Origin of the sequence: Pseudomonas sp. JUb42 (genome assembly GCF_024807945.1) — a bacterium.
GTDB lineage: Bacteria > Pseudomonadota > Gammaproteobacteria > Pseudomonadales > Pseudomonadaceae > Aquipseudomonas.
This window is the reverse complement of record NZ_JANUFD010000002.1, coordinates 191,137-213,849: the sequence shown is the minus strand read 5'-3', so window position 1 is coordinate 213,849 and position 22,713 is coordinate 191,137. Positions and strand designations below refer to the sequence as shown.

The 22,713-nt window shown below is 58.8% G+C and carries 13 protein-coding genes; 5 read left to right on the top strand and 8 right to left on the bottom strand.

All coding sequences use genetic code 11. From position 1 onward, the window contains the following. The first annotated feature begins 155 nt into the window (after nucleotides 1–155). Nucleotides 156–1,199, top strand: a complete 1,044-nt coding sequence (locus M2401_RS04725) for an AI-2E family transporter (protein WP_259100356.1) — start codon at nucleotides 156–158, stop codon at nucleotides 1,197–1,199. 175 nt (nucleotides 1,200–1,374) lie between these two features. On the opposite strand, the gene xopAW is transcribed toward M2401_RS04725, so the two are convergent. The 3 genes from xopAW to M2401_RS04710 form a co-directional block, all read right to left on the bottom strand. After that, nucleotides 1,375–2,301 carry an EF-hand domain-containing protein gene (gene xopAW / locus M2401_RS04720; RefSeq protein WP_259100355.1) on the bottom strand — a complete coding sequence of 309 codons (927 nt, stop codon included), beginning with the start codon at nucleotides 2,299–2,301 and terminating at the stop codon, nucleotides 1,375–1,377. Between the two features lie 113 nt (nucleotides 2,302–2,414). Further along, nucleotides 2,415–3,476, bottom strand: a complete 1,062-nt coding sequence (locus M2401_RS04715; RefSeq protein WP_259100354.1) for a HAMP domain-containing sensor histidine kinase — start codon at nucleotides 3,474–3,476, stop codon at nucleotides 2,415–2,417. Continuing rightward, nucleotides 3,473–4,228: a response regulator gene (locus M2401_RS04710; RefSeq protein WP_259100353.1), complete on the bottom strand. Its 756-nt coding sequence runs from the start codon at nucleotides 4,226–4,228 to the stop codon at nucleotides 3,473–3,475. Before M2401_RS04710 ends, M2401_RS04715 begins: the two co-directional genes overlap by 4 nt. Before the next feature lie 458 nt (nucleotides 4,229–4,686). Between M2401_RS04710 and M2401_RS04705 the strand changes: the two genes are divergently transcribed. From M2401_RS04705 to M2401_RS04690, 4 genes are all read left to right on the top strand, one after another. Beyond that, nucleotides 4,687–4,914 (top strand): DUF3077 domain-containing protein, encoded by a 228-nt coding sequence (locus M2401_RS04705; RefSeq protein WP_259100352.1) that lies wholly within the window; start codon nucleotides 4,687–4,689, stop codon nucleotides 4,912–4,914. A gap of 575 nt (nucleotides 4,915–5,489) precedes the next feature. Then, complete coding sequence (locus M2401_RS04700; protein ID WP_259100351.1) at nucleotides 5,490–7,514, top strand: hypothetical protein; 2,025 nt, start codon at nucleotides 5,490–5,492, stop codon at nucleotides 7,512–7,514. Between the two features lie 330 nt (nucleotides 7,515–7,844). Further along, entirely contained in the window at nucleotides 7,845–10,109 is a 2,265-nt protein-coding gene (locus tag M2401_RS04695) for an autotransporter outer membrane beta-barrel domain-containing protein (protein ID WP_310504108.1), read from the top strand. A gap of 128 nt (nucleotides 10,110–10,237) precedes the next feature. Continuing rightward, nucleotides 10,238–11,704 carry a hypothetical protein gene (locus M2401_RS04690; protein WP_259100350.1) on the top strand — a complete coding sequence of 489 codons (1,467 nt, stop codon included), beginning with the start codon at nucleotides 10,238–10,240 and terminating at the stop codon, nucleotides 11,702–11,704. A gap of 111 nt (nucleotides 11,705–11,815) precedes the next feature. Here M2401_RS04690 and M2401_RS04685 read toward each other — a convergent pair whose 3' ends face one another. The 5 genes from M2401_RS04685 to M2401_RS04665 all read right to left on the bottom strand — a co-directional run bounded on the left by M2401_RS04685 (nucleotide 11,816) and on the right by M2401_RS04665 (nucleotide 22,372). Beyond that, the gene (locus tag M2401_RS04685) at nucleotides 11,816–12,931 is read right to left on the bottom strand and encodes a fimbrial protein (RefSeq protein ID WP_259100349.1); all 1,116 of its coding nucleotides are present in this window, start codon (nucleotides 12,929–12,931) and stop codon (nucleotides 11,816–11,818) included. A 50-nt stretch (nucleotides 12,932–12,981) separates the two neighbouring features. Continuing rightward, a complete protein-coding gene (locus tag M2401_RS04680; RefSeq protein ID WP_259100347.1) occupies nucleotides 12,982–15,498 on the bottom strand; it encodes a fimbria/pilus outer membrane usher protein in 2,517 nt (838 codons plus the stop codon). A gap of 37 nt (nucleotides 15,499–15,535) precedes the next feature. Next, a complete protein-coding gene (locus M2401_RS04675) occupies nucleotides 15,536–16,291 on the bottom strand; it encodes a molecular chaperone (protein ID WP_259100346.1) in 756 nt (251 codons plus the stop codon). 111 nt (nucleotides 16,292–16,402) lie between these two features. Beyond that, nucleotides 16,403–16,954 (bottom strand): fimbrial protein, encoded by a 552-nt coding sequence (locus M2401_RS04670; protein WP_409033878.1) that lies wholly within the window; start codon nucleotides 16,952–16,954, stop codon nucleotides 16,403–16,405. Between the two features lie 432 nt (nucleotides 16,955–17,386). Continuing rightward, nucleotides 17,387–22,372: an RHS repeat-associated core domain-containing protein gene (locus tag M2401_RS04665; protein ID WP_259100345.1), complete on the bottom strand. Its 4,986-nt coding sequence runs from the start codon at nucleotides 22,370–22,372 to the stop codon at nucleotides 17,387–17,389. Between the last annotated feature and the right edge of the window lie 341 nt (nucleotides 22,373–22,713).

Below are 22,713 nucleotides of genomic sequence, written 5' to 3'. Positions count from 1 at the left end.
CGAAGAGGCTGGTACATTCAACGCATCCTGAGCGACTGAAATACCGTTTTCGCGAATGAATTCGCTCCCACCTCGCTCCCGCAATGGGTTTGCGTGCCGCCCTGACGCGCATTTGCCGTTATGCTCTCTATCTACGCCCTCTGAATGGAATCCCCATGTTCAATAATGATCGCCTGCTGGTGCAGATTCTGCTGCTGGGGCTGCTCGGAGCCTGTGTCTGGGTCATGTTGCCGTTCTGGTCGGCGTTGATCTGGGGAGCGGTGCTGGCCTTTGCCAGCTGGCCGCTGATGCGCGTACTGACCCGTTGGTTGAACGGCCGCGAGTCCCTGGCTGCGCTGATTCTGACCCTCTGCTGGATCCTGTTGGTGGCGCTGCCTCTGGTCTGGCTCGGCTTCAATCTGGCCGACCATGTGCGCGACGCCACCGTCTTTATCAAAAACGTTCAGGTCGACGGCTTGCCGGATCCGCCCTCATGGCTGGGCAGCATTCCGCTGGTCGGCGAGCGCCTGGTCGGTTACTGGAACAGCATCGACCAGCAGGGTGCGGCGTTGATGGCCAGTATCAAGCCGTATCTGGGCGAAGTGGGTAACTGGCTGCTGGCGCGCAGTGCGCAGATTGGCGGCGGCATCGTCGAGCTGACTCTGAGTGTCATCTTTGCCTTCTTCTTCTATCGTGACGGTCCGCGCTTGGCGGCGTTTGTCCTGAGCCTGTTGCAACGCCTGATCGGCGAGCGCGCCGAGTATTACCTGGACCTGGTGGCCGGTACGGTGCAGCGGGTGGTCAATGGCGTGATCGGCACGGCGGCGGCGCAGGGGCTGCTGGCGTTGGTCGGCTTCCTGATTGCCGGGGTGCCGGGGGCGGTAGTGCTGGGGATCGTCACCTTTCTGCTCAGCCTGGTGCCCATGGGCCCGCCACTGGTGTGGATTCCGGCCACGGCCTGGCTGGCCTGGCAAGGCAACTACGGGATGGCGATTTTCCTCGGGATCTGGGGCATGTTCATCATTAGCGGCGTGGACAACGTGCTCAAGCCGTACCTGATCAGCCGGGGCGGCAACCTGCCATTGGTGATCGTGCTGCTCGGGGTGTTTGGCGGTCTGCTGACCTTTGGCTTCATCGGTCTGTTTATCGGCCCGACCCTGCTGGCTGTGGCTTATAGCCTGCTGATCGATTGGGTGCACAGCGAAAGGCCGCTGCGCTGACGCTATTGCAGGTATTGCCAAATCTGTAAGGCCGAACCCTGTGGGAGCGAATTATGGGAGCGAATTCATTCGCGAAAGCGGTATATCCGGCGACGAAAATGCGTCGAATGCACTGGTCTTTTCGCGAATAAATTCGCTCCCACAGAATTAGCTCCCACAAAAGTTGTTCAGTCAGTTATGCGGCAGTATTGAGATACTTGCCCACCGGCTTGCCACCTTCTGTGTCATAGCGCTGGCTCAGGGCCGCGACCATCCGGCTCAGGGCCTGGGCGGCGGCGTCCTTGCTGCTGGCGCTGTTACTTGAGTCAGACGTGCTGGCAGCGGTCGAACTGGTGTTGCCGGTCTGATTGGGTTGCAGCGCAGTCAGCAGTTCGTTGAGATCGACACTGCCGCTGCTGTCGGCATCCAGAGCGCTGAACAGGCTGTCGGCATCGGTGCTGCTGGTCGAGCTCGTCGAGCTGGTGCTGCTGGTTGCGCTGCTCGAACTGGTGCTGCTCAGGGCGCTGGTTAATTCGCTGCTGGTGATGCTGCCATCACCGTCGCTGTCGATGGCGCTGAACAGCTGCGAGGCGTCACCCTGGCTCGATGGCGGCGGTGGCGGTGGATCCTTCGGTTGCAGGGCGGCGGTCAGTTCGTCAAGGCTGACGGTGCCGTCCTTATTGGTGTCCAGGGCATCGAACACTTGCGAGCTGTCAGCGCTGCTGCCTGCGCTCGTCAGGCCTGCGGTCAGTTCGTCGCTGCTGATCGAACCGTCACCGTCGCTGTCCAGCGAACTGAGCAGGTCGTCGGCCATATCGGTGGCCGGGCCGTTACCGCCCTGTTGCGGTGGCTCAATGGCAGCCAGTTCGTCGCTGCTCAGGCTATCGTCGTCATCGCTGTCCAGGCTGCTGAACGCCTTGCTCAGGCTGACCGTGATGCCATCCTTGGGATTGGACGACAGGGACGCGCTGAGCTCGTCCTTGCTGATGCTGCCGTCGCCATCGGTATCGAGTTTTGCCAGCAATTGTTCCTGGAACTTCTTGCTGTCCACGCTCGTGGTCGAACTCGTGCTTGAACGGGTGTAGTTCGAGTAGCCACTGCTACCACTGACGCCGCTGATCATAAGACTGACTCCCCTCAGAGTAAAAATGGACCGGTGCGAGTCCACCGGCTTATGCAGAATCTGTCCGGGAGTTGTCCTGCGTATGGGGATTTTGTATCGCGGATGTTACCGGGCTAGAGCCGTGGCAGATCCAGGGTCACGGTCAGTCCGCCACCTGGCGTCTGGCTCAGGTGCAAGTCACCGCCCATGCGCCGTGCGGCTTCGCGGGCGATGGTCATGCCCATGCCGACGCCACCGGAATTTCGGTTGCGTGAGCCTTCCAGGCGGTAGAAAGGTTCGAACACGGTTTCATGAAACTCCAGCGCGATGCCGGGGCCGTTGTCGCTGACGATCACCCGCAGCCGCTCGGCGCTGTCCTGGATCTCGACATTGGCATTGCCTGCGTAGCGCAGGGCGTTGTCGATCAGGTTGTTCAGGCACGAGCGCAGGGCCATGGGCTGGGTCTTGAGCGGTTTGCATTCACCGCTGTATTGCACATCGTTGCCGTTGTCCTGGGCGTTTTCGGCCAGGGACTCGATCAGCGCCTGGATATCGAACAACTGCACGACTTCACTGGTGCGTTGCTCGTTGAGGTAGGTGAGGGTGGCATCGAGCATGCCGATCATGTCGTTGAGGTCCTGGCTCATCTGGTCGTGCAGGCGCAGGTCGTCGATCTGTTCGACCCGCAGCTTCAGGCGCGACAGGGGCGTGCGCAAATCATGGGACACCGCCGCGAGCATGCGTCCGCGTTGCTGTACCTGGTCGCGGATCCGTTCCTGCATCAGGTTGAAGGCCAGGGCGGCCTGGCGTATCTCCCTCGGGCCGCTGACTTCCAGGGGCGGGCTGTCGAGGCTTTCGCTGAGGCGCTCGGCAGCCTCGCTGATGCGCCGGGACGGCCGACTCAGGGCTTTGGCGCCAAACCAGGCGACCACCACCAGGGTCACCAACTGGAAGCCAAAGGGCACCAACGGCCCGCGAATAGCCATCAGCCAGGTGCCCTCCCGGGGCGGCGGGCGTGAGGGATCGAAGGGGCGTGGCGGCGGATTGCCCGACATATGCGGTGGTGGCGGCCCCGGCGGCGGAAAGCCCGGGCCGTAATTGACGAACCAGATAAACGCCATGATGTGTGCCAGCACGATCGCCAGCATCGCCCCGCCGAAAAGACGGGCGAACAGGGTGTCGAAGGTGCGTATCAACCGATATCCCTGACGTCGAACAGATAACCTTCGCCGCGCACGGTTTTGATCAACTGCGGTGAGCGCGGGTCATCGCCGAGCTTCTGGCGCAGGCGCGAGACCAGCAGGTCGATGCTGCGGTCGAAGGCTTCGATGGAGCGACCGCGAGCGGCGTCGAGCAGTTGCTCGCGGGTCAGTACCCGCCGTGGGCGCTCGATGAATACCCGCAGCAGGCGGAATTCGGCGTTGGACAACGGCACCACCAGGCCTTCGGGCGAAGTCAGTTGGCGCAACACGCTGTTCAGGCGCCAGGCATCGAAACGGATGATGGTGCGTTGCTCGCTACGGTCGTCGCGGACCCGGCGCAGCACGGTCTGGATACGTGCCACCAGTTCCCGTGGTTCGAATGGCTTGGCCATGTAATCGTCGGCGCCCAGTTCCAGGCCGATGATGCGGTCAGTGGGTTCGCAGCGGGCGGTGAGCATCAGGATCGGGATATCCGACGAGCTGCGCAGCCAGCGGCACAATGACAGGCCGTCTTCGCCGGGCAGCATCAGGTCCAGCACCACCACGTCGAACACTTCTTCTTCAAGGGCCTGGCGCATTTCCTCGCCATTGGTCACGCCACGGCTCTGGATATTGAAGCGGGCCAGGTAGTCGCAGAGCAGCTCGCGGATCGGTACGTCGTCATCGACGATCAGGGCGCGGGTGTTCCAGCGCGGCTCGGTGAGGGGAGTGCTGTCGTCGGTGGGCGAATCGGAAGGTGTCTGCATGCTGGGACTGCTGCCTGGTGATGCCGCCATCACTGGCCGCTATTGAAGATCAACGCTGCTGGCATATTAGTTCGCCAGCAGGCGCGGCGAAAGGCTGATTTGTCGAGGTGTCGGGGGTATGTTGGAAATGTATCGGTTTTGCTACATGACTGATCCGGTTGCCGCACAAAACGCAGACATAGGTAGGAGTTGCCGAAGGCTACGAGTAGGTCTATCCGGCACACCGCTTTCGCAGCCTTCGGCAGCTCCTACAGAATTTCATTCCAATGTAGAGGATTGGCGTTGGTTTATGGGGCTGCTTGCAAGACGTATCTCTTTCTGAGGTGTGAAATGTCTGAGAACGTCCTCACGGCTTGCATCAGCTCTTTTCGTTCCCTAGTCTGCGCCGGTCGCTGAAGACTCAGCGGCCGGGAGTAGCGGCCCGAATTTGGTTGGAGTTTTTTGATTGGAGTTTGACCATGACCAACCCGAACCCTCCACACCCCTTCAAAGCCAACGACCAGCTCAGCGACGAGGAAATCCTGATCCATGTCGACGACCTGTTGCGCTGGATCGGCGCCACCGTCTACGAGTGTGCCGACAACAGCGTGGGCGCCGAGCGCGACCTGGCGTTTTCCGCGCTGCATAAAGCGCAGTTGGCCCGCACGCTCATGGATATCCTGATCAACCGCTGCTCGCCAGCCTGATAAATCACCACAGGAGATCCCGCCCCGTCCACGACGCTACGCTTTCGCGCAGCAAACACTTGGCTGGGGGCGTAAATAGTGTGGGAGCGAATTCATTCGCGAAGAGGCCGGTACATCCGACGCCTATTTAGCGTCTCAACACCGCCTTCGCGGATAAATCCGCTCCCACAGTGTTTCGGTGGTTCAGCAGGTTTTTGCGTTGTTTGACAAGAGCCAGCTTGCCCGCGAAAGGATCAGCGTATCCAACCTGTTTTCCAGCTGGAACTATCGGCAATGCTATTAGTTAGCCAGTAAGTGTGCATGCTTTGGCGATAAGCCACTTATTTTAGTCTTAAAGTGCTATTGCTGTGGACGAGCACGTACCCATACGCCTGAAATAACAATCTGTCTAGCTAGTAGTTCTATCAGTATCGGATATCCCGCATCTGCTGTTCAATTCAAGTTGAGAATGTTGATTTAACTACCAACTTCGATGGCTGCGTTTTGTGCATTTATTTGCACAGAACTGAAGGCGGGCTTACGGCTGGCTGTATGGCTACTTGAGCAGCTACGACAATGAACGGGAGACAAGAGATATGGCAAGTTCAACAAAAAAATTGACGTTGGAAGAGATACAGAAGGCCCGCAACGAATACCTGCTGGCGAGACGACAGCGCGCCGGAGCGCTCAAGGCCGACATCGCCATGCCGGATGTCCCCGGTATCATTGATGCAAGTGACGGGACCTTGAGCGCCGACGCAGTGCGTGCCCCTCTTGACGTGATAATTCCAGAATGGGATCAGTATGCAGACTTCACAGGGGATCAGGATGTCGTTTCTCTGGAATGGGCGCCGGGACATAATCCCGCCCCAGGGGATTTCAAGGTGGTTGCCGACAAGACCCTTACGGCACCGATTGATCCTGTCGTCGATTTCCCGGTTACCCTCCATGTGCCTGTGGCCGAGATGTCGCCGGATGGCCCCTACACGCTGCGTTATCACATTTTGACGGCAAACGGAGAGGATGCACGTTGTGCCAATATCCCGATCATCTGCGACAGCATGCCGCCCTGGAAGCATTATGAGCCAGGCAAGATGGTACTTCCCGTTACTCAGTTGACCGATGCGGAACTGGCGACCATGCCTAACGGTATGGTCGCCAAACTGGCTGACTATGCCCATGCGGACTGGCAGGCGGGAGACAAGGTTGCGTTCTATTGGATCGCTGCGCCTTTGGATCCGGACAAACTGCCACTCCCGGTGAATGTCGCTGGTGTTTCGGGCGCTGTCGCCCCTGAGGTGACTTACCCGCTTGCCACCCTGCAGCTTTCGGAAGACAAGGACTATTACGCCGTCTACATCTTGATGGACAAGGCTGGAAATCGCAGCCCTCTGTCTGATTTTGTCAGGGTGGATGTTGCTTTGGGGCCGCTACCCTCCGGTTTGCAGCTTCCGGTAGTCCCGCTGGCACCGTCAGACGGTGAGGTCAATCAACCGGATGCAACGGCTGGCGTGTATGTACACATTCCGTCTTTCAGCAACTACAAACCAAGGGACCGGATCGAAGTCACATGGGGGACCCACGTGCTGGACAGCGAGGAAATCGGTGCCGCCCCGACTTTCCCGTTCCCGGTCAAGGTGCCGTCGCCGGTATTGGTTGGCCAATATAATTTGCAGACCGGAGGGGCTCAGCCGACCAATGTGAGCTATCGGGTGTTGCGCGGGAAAGTGCCGTCTGCCGAGCAGGCGATCACTATCGACGTGGACTTGTCATATATTGGCCCGGTCAATCCAGACTGGCCAAATCCGATCAATCCTGCATTGCCAGAGCCTCAGGTGTTTGGCAAAAAATCCAACACCCTCAACGTCCTCACGCGTGCGGACGTCAATGAGAATGCCGAACTGCGATTCGATCTCTACGCTCCTGTGAATGAGGGCGAGGTCATCGACTTCTACTGGGGCAGTCAGCTGGTCACGGAGGCTCAATACACTGTGAAGCCCGGAGACAGTGCAGGTGACCCGATAGTGAGGGAGATTCCTTGGCTTACCATCAAGAACGAAGGCAATAACCCGGCCTTGCCCGTTTACTACAGCATTCACGCCCCAGGCTCCGAAAACGAACAGCATTGCACAACCATCTATGTCGACGTGGATGTTGTAACCCTCGTGCCGGAGGCGCCGGTTTTCGAGGGAACCAACCCTGCCAATGGCTGGCTGACCTGTGTCTCGCTCTACGCGGACCCGGCAAACCCGGATCCACTGGAGCCTGCAGTTCGAGTCAGGGTCCCGGATCTTTCGCAGCATCTGGTGCCTCCCGCTACGGTCACGGTTACCTGGACCGCGCTATCCGGACGCACAGGAGAAACACCGATTCCTGGGGCCGAAAAAACTGAAGACATTGTTCTGGATGCCACAACAGTGAAGGGTTTCTTGTGGCTGGTCCAACCCTATACGACCTATATCCTGCCCACCTACGATCCGGCTGGTGCCGGGAACACCGGACGAGGCCGGATCAAGTATGAGTTCATCAAGGCTGGCGAAACTATTACTTCAGATACCACTGAGGCAGTAGTTGCCATGTATAACGCGGGCGGTTCATGCCCGATACCGCCCACCCCCTGACGTTTGAAATCAACAGGGTTACAGATCTTGATGTCAGTAACCCTGTCATGTAAAGGCAAGGCGAGCGGCCGCCGGGTTAAGGCATATTGGCTATAACGTGCGGACAGGCTATTGCCAAATAATCCTGTGGCTAGGTGGTTGAGGTGTTCGGATTTTACTAGTGTGATTGGTAATGCATATTTGTTGTGGGAATAATCCTTCCGACGCTTAGGAATATTCCTACATAGTATCTATTGTGATTGATGTAGTCTCGCCGCCTGCCTGAAGAGGGGTTTCGACTGTAAGAAGTCCCACTTTTTTGCTTCTTATTCCCACTATTCAAGGTGTGCTATGTTTTTGAGGGCTCCATTTGACCTTAACTCTACAACCCGATGGTTGCAGGCGACGGCGCTTTTGCCGGTGTTGTGTTTTAACGGTTATACCTGGGCGATTCCTGTTCCTGACCGATTGGAAATCGATGAATCGACACTGTTGCAGGACTATCGGATTGGAGGCAGTGGTGAGTTGATCTCCAACGGCGCAACGACTTTACAAATAACGACGTTAGCCGGTGCCAAGCTGACGTTGAATAACACAACGACGACCGCGACCGGCAGCAATAATGCAGCCATTGATCTGATCGATGCCGTAGCGACTATCAACGGCAGTACCGTGCGCGCCGAAGGCGCGGGCATCAGATTGGGTAGTACGCTCAATACCGGGCCCGGGACGACCGCCAATGTCATTGCAAGCACTATTATTGGCGGCACTTTTGGCATCAATGTCGGATCGCGTGGCAATTTGATCCTGCAAAACACCACAGTGACAGGCACTGATAGTGGCAGCCGGGGCATTGTGGTCTTCGATGCCTCGGTCGCGGCCACTGGCAGTTCCATCACCGGTCAGCAAAATGGTCTTTGGATGCGGGCCGGGCCGGCTGGCAGGCTGCCTCCGCAGGTCTCGCTCGATTCCACCCATGTCGAAGGTATCGACGGGGCCGCCATTTTGATCGGCGCGGGCGCGAATAACCCTACCACCGCCAATCTCGACATCAGCAACGGCTCAACCCTGAAAGGGGGCAACGGCAACGTCATAGAGCTTGTGGGCAATTCGACAGGCAATATCAATGTCAGCACCAGTCAACTGGCCGGCAATATCCAGATCGAGTCTGGCAGCACCGCGAATCTCGGCTTCAAGCAAAGCAGCCTGAGCGGTGACATCATTGCCGAGTCCGGCGGCACCGCCAATGTCGCACTGGACAATTCGCAGTTCACTGGCCGGTTGATCAACACCAGCAGCGTGGCCCTCAATAATGGTTCGCAGTGGGTGATGGTGGATAATGGCAGCGTGACGAATCTGGCCATGAACGGCAGCTCGGTCAAGTTCGGTGATCCGGGCGCGTTTTATCGCTTGTCGGTGGCAAACCTGTCCGGCAACGGCACCTTTTTGATGGACGTCGACTTTGGCAAGGCGCAGAGCGATTTCCTCGACATTACCGGCACTGCCACTGGCAACCACTCGCTGCTGATCGGCAGCACCGGTACCGATCCGCTCAATGACACCAGTCTGCACGTCGTTCACGCTGCTGCGGGCGATGCCCGTTTCTCGCTGCTGGGTGGCCCGGTGGATCTGGGCACCTGGTCTTATGATCTGGTCAAGCAGGGCGACAACGACTGGTACCTGGATACTTCGACCAAGACCATCAGCCCCGGTACCCGCACGGTGCTGGCGTTGTTCAATACCGCGCCGACTGTATGGTATGGCGAGCTGAGCACCCTGCGCACGCGCATGGGCGAGTTGCGTATCAATGGCGAACGCTCCGGCGGCTGGATGCGCACTTACGGCAACAAGTTCAACGTCGCCGATGCCTCCGGTTTTGGCTACAAGCAGGTGCAGCAGGGTATTTCCCTCGGCGCTGATGGCAAGTTGCCGATGGGCGACGGGCAATGGCTTGCCGGGGTCATGGCCGGGCAGAGCAAGTCCGACCTGGATCTGGATCGCGGCACCAATGGCAAGGTCGACAGCTACTACGTCGGTGCCTACAGCACCTGGCTGGATAGCGACACCGGTTACTACTTCGACGGTGTGCTGAAGTTCAACCGCTTCCAGAACAAGGCCAAGGTCAACCTTAGCGATGGCACCCGGACCAAAGGCGATTACAACAACTCGGGTGTCGGTGCGTCCCTTGAGTTCGGTCGCCATATCAAACTGGACGATGGCTACTACGTCGAGCCTTACACCCAGTTGTCAGGGGTGGTCATCGAGGGCAAGGACTATCAGCTGGACAACGGCATGCGCGCCGAGGGTGACCGGAGCCGCTCACTGCTGGGCAAGGTCGGTGCTACCGTCGGGCGCAACTTTGACCTGGGCAAGGGGCGTACGGTGCAGCCCTATGTGCGCGCGGCCGTAGCCCATGAGTTTGTCAATAACAACGATGTGCAGGTCAACGATAATGTGTTCCACAACGACCTGTCGGGTACGCGGGGCGAACTGGGCACGGGTATCGCTGTAGCGCTGTCCGACAAGTTTGAGGTCCACGCCGATTTTGAGTACAGCAATGGCGACAAAATAGAGCAGCCTTGGGGCGCCAACGTGGGCATCCGCTACAACTGGTAGCGTCAGTCTGTATCGAACGGAGTACTAGCATTTCTGCTAGTACCTCCGAGCTTGAGAACAGTGTTTACTCAAAGTCTGCGGCCCGATGCAATGTCGAGTGCCAATCAGCTTTGAATGGGAGAGTATCCATGACATGGCTATCCGGTTTAATGAAACAGTTCAGACTAAGAGCATTTTCTTCCACGGATGACGAGAGTACTTCGCTTGAACCGCCGGTCGTTCCCGCACTACTTCCCGATATACCCGACGGTGAGCCCAATCTGCTGCCGCGCAGCGCCTGGCTGGCACCGTTGGAGGTGGAAATTCCTCCGTGGCTGAACTCCAATCCCTCTGCCGCCTATCCGGAACATCTTTGGGTATATTGGGGAAGCGACGAGATCGAGCACAAAACCTTTACCCAGCCCGTGGGGTCGGCTGATCTGATTATTTGGGTTCCCCCACAACGGCTCAGTGAAGGGCTGCATCAGTTGAGCTATAAGGCCAAGACATCCAATGCTGAGGAAGCGAACTCAAGGATCTTAACTATCACCATCGACAAGACGCCGCCAATCCTGGTCAACGAGGGGCCGCTGATATTTCCACCTGCGGTCGTCAGTGGTGGCGTTACGGAACAGTACCTTAATGACAATAACGACCAGGTACTGGCCGAAGTTCCGGATTATCTTTCACCCAAACCGGGCGATGTGATTACCTGGTATTGGAGTAGCAGCCCGACCGGTTCTGAGATTGCCGGGAGCAGGACGCTGGTATTGGCGGACATCGGTCAACCCATAATGCTCCCCTTTGCAGGGCAACTGATTCGTGACAGGGGTGATGGCACTCGCTACGGTTTTTACCGGATTGAGGACCGTTCAGGTAATGACAGCCCGAGATCGCTGGCTGTTCAACTGCAAGTCTCAGCCCAACCCGTCCCCCGTGTTTTACCCGCCCCCACCATCAGCGAGGCCTCCGGCAACACCCTCAACCCCCTTAATGCGATCAGCGGTGCCACGGTGGTCATTCCCGCTGCTGCCGTCATTAAGCCCGGTGAAAAGGTCTTTGTGCAGTGGGCGGCGCCCGGCAGCGTGGGTTCCCACCGCGCCGAAGTGCCGGCAGGCCAAAGGCAATACAAAGTGCCCGGTGACAGGGTGCCGCAGCATTTCGGCAAGTCCATACCGGTGTATTACGAAGTGGAAGAAAGTGGCGTCGTCGAGCCGCATGTCTCAGTCACCCGCAACCTGGCGGTGTCGCGGATAACCAGTGGCTGGCCGACGGTGCAGTGCGACAAGGTTTCCGGTTCGCAGCTCGACCTTTCAAGCTTCACCGGTGATGCCAATTTCACCCTGGAGCGCTGGTCGTTCATGGCGGCCGGTCAGTATGTCAATGTGGCAGTGGCCGGACTTGAAGACAGCACTGATCGCAATCTGACTATCCCCGTATTGACGGATTACCAGGTACCGCAAGCGGGTGCTCCCATCGGTGCAGGACGTATCGCTAAAACCGAATTAATGCGCTTCAGGAGGGATCTGTTGATTGCGGTTCAGGTCGAAGTGAGCTTCAACGAAAAACAGGACTATCAGACTTTTCCTTCGTTGACAGTGAGACTGGTTGACTGATGACTGGCGCCTGAAACGCTTGCGATACACCTGATACAACCTGTCGTCTTCTTCGCGGACAAGCCCTTTTCCAACCCGTTGGAGCGGGGCTTGTCCGCGAAGACGCGCCGCTTATTGATAGGTCATGGTAAAGCTCAACGCGCCTTTGGCCAGACCGGGGCGAACGGTATTGCTGGCGCCGGTCTGGTAGAAACGCGCACTGAAATTCAGTACGGTATTGCCGGGTGTGATGGTGACCATAGGGATTTCTGCCTGTAGCGGGACAGGAGTGATGCCGTCGCCGTGCATAATCTGAATACCCATCCCCTGTGCCGTGGAGTCAGTGGTAAGGCTGAAGACGCCGCTGGTCGTCGGCCCCACAGGTACCGAGCCTTTTACCCCGTCAAGCTGGATATTGGCCGTGGTGTCGTGCCCGCCGACGGTATCGGTATCGCAGTTATTCAAGGTGATCGTGAAGGGCACTGCCGCAGTGGTGTAGCCGGGCCCGGTGAAATCACTGGCCTTCCACTCGCCCAATTGCACCGGGTCCGCGCTGACCGGATTGCCGCCCACGCTGCATTGGGCAGGGATGATGGTGCCGGTCAAGCCATACCTGAGTACATTGCCCAGAGTGGAAAAGGTTCCGGAGAACAGTTCGCTGCCGTCCAGCAAATTGGGGCCTGGCGCAATCGGGCCGGTTTTTACCAGGGTGAGGTAGTTATTCAGGTGACTGACGACGATTGGCGAAATTATGTTCCGCTGGTTGATCCCCAGAAACGGTACGATGGGCCGGCCTGTGACGGGCGTGAAGGTGTTCGCCATCCCGGGCCTGCCATCGAACGGGAGCTCCAGTTCAATCACGACACCGACCCCCGCAATGTTGGTCTGCAGGACCTTGCCCGTCACGTCGCCGCCATTGATCGGGTCCACTTGCCCAGGATAGATCGGCACTGAGGCACGCATGTCAGCCTGAAGGAGTAAGGAGCTATCGTTCCAGCAGTGCAGGGAATGGTTTACCGGCTCATTCGTGCGATCAAATACGTGGGCCGTACCGATGACTGTACCCACCCGCGCGTCTCGGGGAATGTATAGCGTGCCGACATTACGGGTAAAGACCTTCAATCCAGGGGTGCTCTCCCAGTAGCACCCTGGCGGCGCAACTTTCGTCTCATTGGCCATGGCTGCGGCACTCTGACACGCCGCCATGACAACTGCGCCTCTGGCCAGCAGGTTCAGGGGGTGCTTCATGGCGATGTTCCTGAAAGGCCGGGTATACGCGCGCCCGGCAAGTGGGGGGATTAGCGGCATGTCAGTTCCTCGATTCGGTAGCCTTCGCTTTCGGGCATGTTCGCCGGGTCGATTGTCAGTCGACATTGCGGGGTGCTTTGTTCACCCCAGCGCACGTCCAGGGTCTGCGGGTGCTTGTCGGTGGCCAGCAGGACTTGCCCGCCCTGGCCGACGACACCCATGACCTTGCCCTGGGCATCACTGACCTGTGCTCCGAAGGGCAGCGGCTGGCCCTTGAGGGTGCGAGCCGTGATGACCAGGCGGGTGACGGTGCGCGCGGGGAAGGTGGTCTTGACCACGGCGCCACGACCGGGCACTACCTGGGCGCTGCCGTTGTCGATCTCCACTTCCGGGCCCAACTGTTCGGTGTTGAGGGCGATCTGGTTGTAACGATAGGGGCGCAGGTAAGGCACCAGCGCATAGCCACGACTGTTGGTCTTGACCCCTGTTGTGTTCTGCACGCCGACCCCCTGGATGTCCGGCACCTGCACCAGGCCGATGGTTTCGCCCAGGTTGGGCCCCAACTCGATGCCGTCGGCATGCAGTAACACGGCGCCACTGGCATTGATCGAGGTCGTGGAGTAGTCGTTGCCCCGAGTGAAACCTGCGCCGACGTTACCGAAGCTCGCTTGATAGCCCGCCGACAGCGCTGCGCTTTGCTGACGCCCGTCATTGCTGCTGAGGCTGGTGCGATAACTGAGGCGGTTTTCGTCGAGGTTGCCGCTCAGGCTCGCGCGCTGGCTGTGGCGGTCGCCGTTTTTTTGCAGGTCGAAGCTGGCGTTGCTCGAGTGCCCGAAGTCCAGGGGTACCGACACGCTCAGGCCGATTTGCCGGTCCTGGTCGCGGTCGCGGTTGTTACTCAACGACTGCGAGGCGTAGAGGTTGTAGGTCACACCGCCATACTGGGTGTTGAAGTTGAACTGGAATTGCCGCTGTTCATGGTCGCTGCGCCAATAGTCCTGATGGGACAGGGTCAGGCTCAGGCTACTGCGCGCGCCCACACGTTGGTGGACCGAAGCCTCCAGGCGACTGCGGCGGCTGCCGCTGAAGTCAGTGCTGCGGCTGCGTTGACGCAGGGCTTCGTCGAAGTCCCGGTAACCTTCGGTGGAGTAGCGGTAACCGGCGAAGCGCAGGTTGGTACTGGTACTGAAGGATTTGCCGTACTTGATCGCATAGCTCATGCCCTGCACCTTGGGTTCGTCGGGCTGCTCGATGTCGGCGCTGGAGTGGGTCAGGTCAAACGCCAATGCGCCCACCGCACCCAGGTCCCGGGCGATACCCAGGGTGCCGGCGCGATAGAAGTCACTGGCCATCAGGCCACCATAAAAAGTCGACCCCCATGCCGTACCGGCGGCCAGGGTGCCTTGCCAGAGCCAGGGTTGTTCGGTTTCGTTGGCGCCGTTGTAGCGGCCCAGTGCGCCGCTGTATTTCCAGACGCCCTCGCGCAGCAGATTGCTGATGGTGGAGTAGAGTTGGGTGAAGCGTCGGACCTGACCGTCGGCCTCGGTCAGGACAACTTCCAGTTCGCCGTTGCCCGCAGTGGTCAGGTCGTCGATTTCATAAGGCCCGGCGCTGACGTAGGTGGAGTAGATCGGATAACCGTTCTGCAGCACTTCCAGCTTGGCCCGGCTTTGTGCCACGCCGCGTATCACCGGGGCATAGCCTTGCAGGGTATCGGACAGCATTTCCTGATCGGACCTGATCAGCGCACCCTTGATTGGCAAGCTTTTAAAGACCTCGCCGCCCGTGAAGGTTTCGCCGAGGGTCAGGTTCGCCCGTATGCCGGGCAGATCACGTTGGGCATAGGCATAGGCGCGGGTCCATTGACGCTTGCCGTGTTCGTCATGGCGCATGCTCTGGTTGCTGCGCAGTCGCCACGGGCCCAGGTTGATGCCGCTGTTGAGGTACAGGTCGTCGCTGTTGCGGCTGCCGCCGCGCCCTCCCGAACGTTGCTGGGCCGACGCCTGATAGCTGACAAAGGCGGCGTTGATGCCATAGTCCCAGAGTTGCGGATCGATGCGGCCAATGGTGTCACGGCGCATGGCGATCTGCGGAATGGACAGCGACAACAGCAGCTTGCTGCCGTCGAAATCGCTGCGGGCATCAGGGATAAGCCGCCGCAGATCGACGCAGGACTGCTGCAGCAGGTCGGGCTGCTCAAGGCTTTCCAGGCGTACGCCCATCTGCTCAAGCAAGGTTGGCGACAGGCACGGCAATAAACCCTCGCCTTCGGGGTTGGTGTCAAAGCGGATTTCCCGCTGGCCGAAATACCGGGCGTTGACCTGGATGTCGACCCAGTAGGTGCCGGGGCCAACATCTTGAGTATTGGCCAGGGAATCCAGGGCCAGGGCTGCGGCATCGCTGGCGTACTCGGGGCCCTGGCGTAGAAAGCCGGACTGGAACTGCACCGCTTGCGCGGCCAGCGTCGGTTTGCTTTCAAACAACAAGGCACCGCCGCTGCCAATCAGCAGCAGATGCACAAAACGCAGGCGATCAGGTACGCGCCCGCGTCCGGGTAATAACGTCATGTTGAATTTCCTGGGAGTGAGCGCAGCTGGCGCTGCCTCAGGGGGTCAGCTGAACCGGAACCGTCAGCGGCACGCTGTAGCCGCCGTAGTCGTTGATTGCGGAAAACACCACTTGCAAACCGGGTTTGGCTTTCATGCCTTTGAGGTCGTAGGACTGAGTGCCGAGAGGGCCGAGCATGGCGGCGTTCTTGAGCTTGAGCGTCTGGCCATTGCCGGTGACTTCCAGGCGGATGAAGGACACATGGAAAGGGCCCGGATTGGTGGCGACCAGTTGCGTTTTACCGGCCACCTCCTTGACGCTCCATTGCAGGTCCTTGAGGCGCGAGGTGGGGTTTTCCTTGAGCTGAGCGGGGCGGTAGAAGAGTTTCAGGCGAGTGCGCAGGGCGATGTTCAAGACATTGCCGTCGCTGGCCTCGGCCTGGGGGATCTCCTGGACATTGAAGTAAAACAACGATTCGCGATCGCTGGGCAGGCTGTTGGGCAGGCCATTGATCTGCACCTGCTGGTTCTTGCCGGGATCAAGGCGAAACAGCGGTGGCGAGGGGACGAAGGGCACCACGGTGGTGGCGTCATCGGCGGCGGTATTGACCCAGGTCTGCACTGCAAACGGGCGGTTGCTGGGGTTGCTGACGATGACGGAAGCACTGCGTTTGTCGCTGCCGAAGACGATACGCGTGGCGTTGACAGTCAGGGCCGCGTGGGCGGCGGGAAGATAAGCGGTGAGCATGAGCAGGGTCATGCAGGCACCGAGGGCGGGCCTGGAAATCGCCCGTTGCGGGGTCGAGCCGATCATGGAAAGTTACCTTGTACATCCGGGCCTCTGCAGGCGCCCGGATGTATTGAAAAGATGCTCTTGTGGCCGACGCCATCAGCACCGGCCACAAGGGATGTCAGGAGGCGGCTGTCAGTTGACGGCCACGACAAATTGCACGTCCGCCGAGGCAGTGCCTGGCGTCACGGTGGCAGCGGTAGAGCGGTAGTAGGCGTTGAACAGCATGTCGGTCACGCCATTTTCGATCAGGGCATAGTCTGCGGATTCGGTACCCGGAGCCACGTTGACGCCGGTTTTATCCTTGAGGGTGATCACCACGCCACCGGCGCCATCGGCGGTCGGGGTGACGGCAAAGTAGGTGCCAGAGGTATCGGCGGCCCCGTTGAAGGTGACTTTGGCCACGTCATTGGTACCGGTCAGGCCGCAGTTGCCATTGTCCGTCAGGCGCAGGGCAAAGCTTTTTCCGCTGTATTCCTGACCAATGGCGGTGAAGCGCGAGGCTTCGATGGTGCCCATCTTCACCAGATTGCCAATGGCTCCGTCGCCCGGGTTTACAACTTCGATGGGGCAGGTGCTGCTGGTGATCTTGCCCTCGAAGTTGATGGTGCCGGTATTGGCGATTGCCGAAGTGCCGGCCAGGGCAGTAGTCAGACCGATGAACAGGGCGCAGAGATGTTTTTTCACGTTAGAACCTTTTAATGTTGGATTTTGTTACATGGTGTTAATATGTAACTAATTACCGCAAGAAGTGGATTGGATTGTGCTGCGTGTCATGACGGGCGGGATTGTAGATGGGGAGTTTTTATTAATAAAGCCGATTTGATTTGAAGTTGATGACGGTTAGTGTAGGAAAATTCCTTTTATTGTTTTTTAGCTGTGGTTGTTTTTGGGTTTTTGTGATGTGGTGGCTGAGATATAAGTTTACAAAGTCGTGTCTTGGGTTTTTTGAAGTTTTCAAGGGCGTGGATTATGCGCCATTGATCGCCTTTCATTGCACCCTCTGCGCACGAAGGCGTCGCCTGCTTCGTCATTGTCTTAACAGTCTGTGGGGCTTGATTAAAACCAAATAAAAAAGGCGAAATTTAGATGGCTAAATTTCGCCTGGAAGTAATGGTGCTAGCTTCTGGCGGAGTATTTTATCTGATCTTTCCAATCGCCAAATGCAACGGCTCTCGTCCAGAAATCCCCCGTGTTTGGTTCTGCCCTTCTTGCTAGCCCTGTTGTTTGTACTGCAGGCCATCGACCAGCGTTTGATGTGGGTGCCATCGAAGTGCCTGTAGTTGCTGACCCATTCGAAGTTGCTGAAGCTACACGTCTGGAGGATTTTGTTTTATTTACAGGTTTGGCTACCTTCACTTTCGTTTGTCGAATTTTCCGTGTTTGAGTGGCGACGGAGGGGGTGTCGAATGAAGTCTGCGTCCCTGCGTCCATTTTACCGTTGCCAAAAGGGTTCTTGAATCTGTTTGGCACTAGACCGCTACCGTCTTCGATGACTGCCGCTGAAGCTTTTGCTGTCGCCGCTAGTTCCGTTGCCGCCAGCGCCCCCTTCACCGCCCCCTTCACCGCGCTTTTCAAAAAACCGCCGAAAATGTCAAATGGCAACGATGCAATCCCCAGTCCCATCGCTATCTTGCGGGATGTTTCGTCCCCGGTGGCGACGCCGTAGGCTTCGGCTCCCGTGGCGGCGGCGCCCAATACGGTGCCGGTGGCCAGTGCGGCGGTGGCGACTGTCGAAGCAGTGGCGGCGGTGGTCGTTATGCCCAGGAACGTCACCGAGGCGCCGAGGGCAGGTGTTGCGGCGCCGAAACTGGCCACGGTGAGCGCGGCCGTAAAGCCAGTCGTTACCACTCCCACGGCGACCCAGACCCAGTCCATGAAACCACCGCCGCCACCCGTCTCGGCAGGCAACGGATTCTCAGGATATCGCCGCGGCCGGCCGCTCAGGCCGGCGGCCTGATGGCCGGTGGGGTCGCGCAGGGCAATGGGGTTGCCCAGGCAGTAGGTGTAGGGGTTGAGCCCGCCGGCGCCGAACGGGCTGAGGGAGTCGGGGCTGTGAAAGCGCATCAGGCTCGGGTTGTAGGCCCGGTAACCGTTACCCAGCAGGTACCAGCCGTTGTCCGGGTCGCGAACCTCGCCGTTGAAGGCCAGTTGGCTGAGCAATTCTTCATCGCTATGGCGTTCGCCGTAGGCGTTGTACACCGCCGTACGCAAATCGTTTTGCTGACTTTCACCCAGTACGCTGTTGTTCGCGTCGGTGAGCAGCAGCAAGGTCTGATTCGGGTCGTCCGTCTGCTGCTGGCCCAGCGGCTGATCACCCAGGTAAAGGTACTGGGTCTGCCGACCGTCCTGAACGCTGCCACTCAGTTGATGCTCCTGATAGAAGCGCAGGATTTCACTGGCGCTGCCGCTTCTGGAGGTGACCAGATGGTCGTGGCTGTCATAGCGGTATGCGCTGACTTCCTGACCGACCGGACCGACGCTCAGCAGGCGGTTCTGGCTGTCGTAGGTCAGCTTCTGGCCGCGTTCATCATGTTCCTGATTGCCGTTATCGTCATAGGTGAAGCTGGGGTCAGGCGTTGCTCGTGGCGGGGTATATGTGATGCCCGCCAGTTGGCAGGGATCGTCAGCGGCATAGTTGAATTGAGCCCGCTCGGTCGTCTTGTCGACGAAGGTCGCCAGACTGTTTTTCAGATTATCCAGGGCATCAAAGGTGAAGATCTGTCGGACGATTTGCCGACCCAGCGCATCCCTGGGCAAGGTGCTGCTGTCTTCCGAGCACTCGTGGCGGGTCAGGCGGCCACGAGGGTCGTAGTGGAAGACCTCCTTCAGCAGCGTTTCGCCGCCCTGTTGCAGATGTCGGCTTTCCAGCAGCCCATCGATCTGCCAGACCTGTTCCAGAGTCCGTGCCGGCTGTGCACCTGCGGTCAGGGTCCTGAGGATTTCCCGGCCCTGATCGTCGTACTCAAGCTCGGTGAGCAGCGTGGTCCTCGCAGCCTGATCAAGGGTTGTGATGCTGCTCACCTGGCTCAATTCGTTGTAGTCCAGCGTGACCTGTATGCGCCCCTGTTCAAGGATATGAAGCCGGCCTTGCAGGTCATAGCGGTAGAGTGTGTCCTGGCCCGGCGCAGCGTCCTGCTGGAAGTCAGTGCGTTTAAGCGCCCGGCCTTGCAAGGAGTTGACATACAGGGTTTGCCAGACCTCGTCCTGCTTGTCGCGCCAGCTTTCGCTGCGCAAGCGGTTGAGCGAGTCGTAGTCGTAAGTGCGCACGCCCTGTTCGTTGCTGGCACGGGTCAGGCGCGCGCTGGTGCGGTCGTAGTTGAATTCGGCGCTTTCGTCCGGTGCACGGCTTGCTACGGGCTGATCAGTGAGCAACAGGTTGTAGTCGAATTCGAGGGTGTCACCGGCGGCGGTGGTCCGGCTTTTGACTTGAGATCGATCGCCATCATAGGCGTAGCCCTCGCTGCGCGGGCCGACCTTGACCCGGGTCAGGCGTTGCAGCCCATCAAACTCCTGCTCCCCGGCCAGGATCCGGGTAACGCCATCGGAGAATAGAACGTTCAGGGCCGTCGGTAACTCAGCGCTGCTGTGGAGGGCGTAGTCACGGCTGACGACGCTGCGGTCGGGCAGCGTGCTGCTGACCAGGCGCGACCAGGCGTCATAGCTGAACGTTGTGACGTGACGCAACTCGTCGCTTTGTTCGGTGCAGCGGCCCAGGCCGTCATACAGGTACGTCTGGGTGCCGAGCACTGCGTTGTCCGCTGTCAGGCTCATGACTCGATCGGTCTTGCCGAACAGGTTCAGCCAGGCTTCGCTGCGACCGCTGACGGTAGGGGACTCGCCGGTATTTTGCAGCCACGTGCGTAGTATCGGACCGGATTCAAACGTACCGATGGGGTCGAGGTCCTGATGGCTCTCGACACCGCTGGCATCGGTCACACAGCATCGCTGGCCCCAATCGTCGTAGGCATAGTGGCTGGACAGGGCCAGCTCCTGGCCTTCCAGCCAGTCATGGACCGTTTCCTCTTGCAGGTTATTCCAGCTGTTATAGCGCGCGGCATAGGTTTGCCTGAACCGACCGGGACTGGCCTCGTCAACGTGATCGCTTTCTGCGAAAACTGCCCGGCCAAGGCCATCGACCACGGTGCGGGTGGTGACGTTGCGTGCATTGATCAGCACCTGCTCGGCCGTTTCTCCGGCATTGGCGCAGAGCAAGTATTGATACTGGCGGCTGGCCACGAATTCGGTATCCGGTGCCACGGTCTCGCGCACCAGCCGATTGAGCGCGTCGTACTCATAGCGGGTTTTCACGCCTTGCGCTTCGATCAGCAGGTCCTGGCCGTTAAACAACGATTTTTGGCGCAGCACGGTGCTGCTCACGTTGTCGAAATCGGTGCTCAGGGTTTCAGTGGCCTCCAGCACCTGTACACCGAGTTGCGGGCTGAGCAACGTGGCGTAGTCGTAGGTGCTGATGGTGGATTGGCCGTTGAGGGTGCTGGTCCGGCGTTGAACGTGCCCGTGCAGGAGCGGCTGATCGGGCAGGTCGAAATACTCCATGCGGATCTGTTGCAATTGCGACTCGCCAGATTCGGCATCCAGTTGCACCAGGGTCTCGCTGAGCGGCACCAGCCATTGCGACAGCGGGCTTTGCTCCAGCGCTGGCAGCGCGCTATATCGATAACGGGTACAGAGCGTGGGGGCGCCGCCCTGAGCCGATGGGGCGGGGCTGGTGGTTTTGTCCTTGAGTTGCCGGACAAAGCCTTCGGGGTCCTCCGGGCAGCCATCGCCGCCCTCTGCCGGGTACCAGGTACTGGTCTCGACAATGCCGTCAGCGCGGGTGTGGGTCAGCGGGTTGCCATGGCGGTCGTAGGTATTGCTGACGGTTTCGCTGCGGATGCGATTGGTGCCTTCCTCGCGCCAGGTGGTCTTGATTTCCCTGGGCATCTGGCAATCGCTGGGCTGATCTTTATAAGGTTTTCCCGACTCGATGTTGTAGGTGGTTTCCACGGTCTGCACGTTGTTGTTCTGGGTGGTGACTTCCAGGGTCTGCAGATGCAGGCGATTGAAGGTGCGTTCGATGCTGCGCACCACCTCGCCATCAACGCCACCTACCCACAGGCTTTCGGTGCAGACGTAGTCATAGTCACTCGTATAGTGTTTGTAGAGATTGTCCAGGCCGTCGTTGTCCCAGGTAATACTCAGGCCCGCGCCGAGAAAGTTGTACCGACGGTTCTGGTTGTTGCCATAGGTGTAGCGCACATCAACGGCGGGTTGTTCAAGGCCTGGGTAAATGATGTGGCGGGTGACCCGTGGCAGCGGCATCAGCCCGCTGCTGTCCGGGAACTCATGCCCGGTGTCCAGATACCAGATCTCTTCGCGTGCACCGGTGGGGGTGTGGACTTCCTTGATGCAGAGTTGGTTGTCCTGCTCGAAGTCGTAGGTGAAGCGCCAGGATGCCTCGTTCTCGGTGGGCAGGGTAATCCGGCTGACCCGGTAATCGGAGGTGCTCAGAGACATGACGAAACGCGCCAGTGGCCCGCCCTCGGGGCCGGAGAAGGGGTGCAGCAGTACTTCGATGGAGTAGCCTTCGCGCTTCAGACTCATGAGCGTCTGGCCCAGTTCATCCGTGACCGAGCGCAGGATCTGCCGGGTGCTGCTGAACGCCTGATAATCCAGGTCGAGCCTGTGCCCGGAGGCCGCATAGATCTGCACCGGCAACGCCACGCGATTTTCTATGCTGCCGCGTATTTCCAGGATTTCCACCATCCCCGACTTGTGCACTACGCGAAAATGGCGGTCGTCCTGTCTGTAAAAACGGAAGCTGTCGAGTTTCTGTTCCTCCATTTTCAATTGAATGCCGTTGTCGTCTGTCACCTTGTAGGTTTCGCCGGTGCTCAGGGACAGTATCTTGCTGCCGATGTCGTACTGCGACAGTTGCAGGCTCCATCCCAGACCGTAGCCGCTATCCTGTGTATTGAGCGGGCTATAGGCCATTCCCAGAGCCAGGCCGGGGCCGCGCAGATCATTGCCGAGCAGGTCAGGCAAGTTGATTGACACGTTATAGAGGCCGGTGCGCGGGTCGACACCGCTGTTCAAGCAACTCATGAAATTAAGCGCGTTGGAATGTACGGAGGTTGAAGTGGTCATGGGTTAGACCTCGAGTGAATAATAACGGAACAATTACAAGCGCTTTGTCGATAACGTCGCAAGCGTGTCAATACTTTATTGATGATCAAAATATGTTCTCTAGTGCCAAAGGGGATAACCACCCGGTGATGGCTTTATTGGCGCGGCATCTCTGATACACGATAACAGTCGGTGGGCACTTGGCAACCTAGTAGTTCTGCTAGTAGGCACGCACTGTCTGAGCGCGTAACAATAGGTCAGGCAGCGAAGGTGTATTTGGCTGTGACATGCGGTAGTTCAATGGATACAGCGTGTTATCG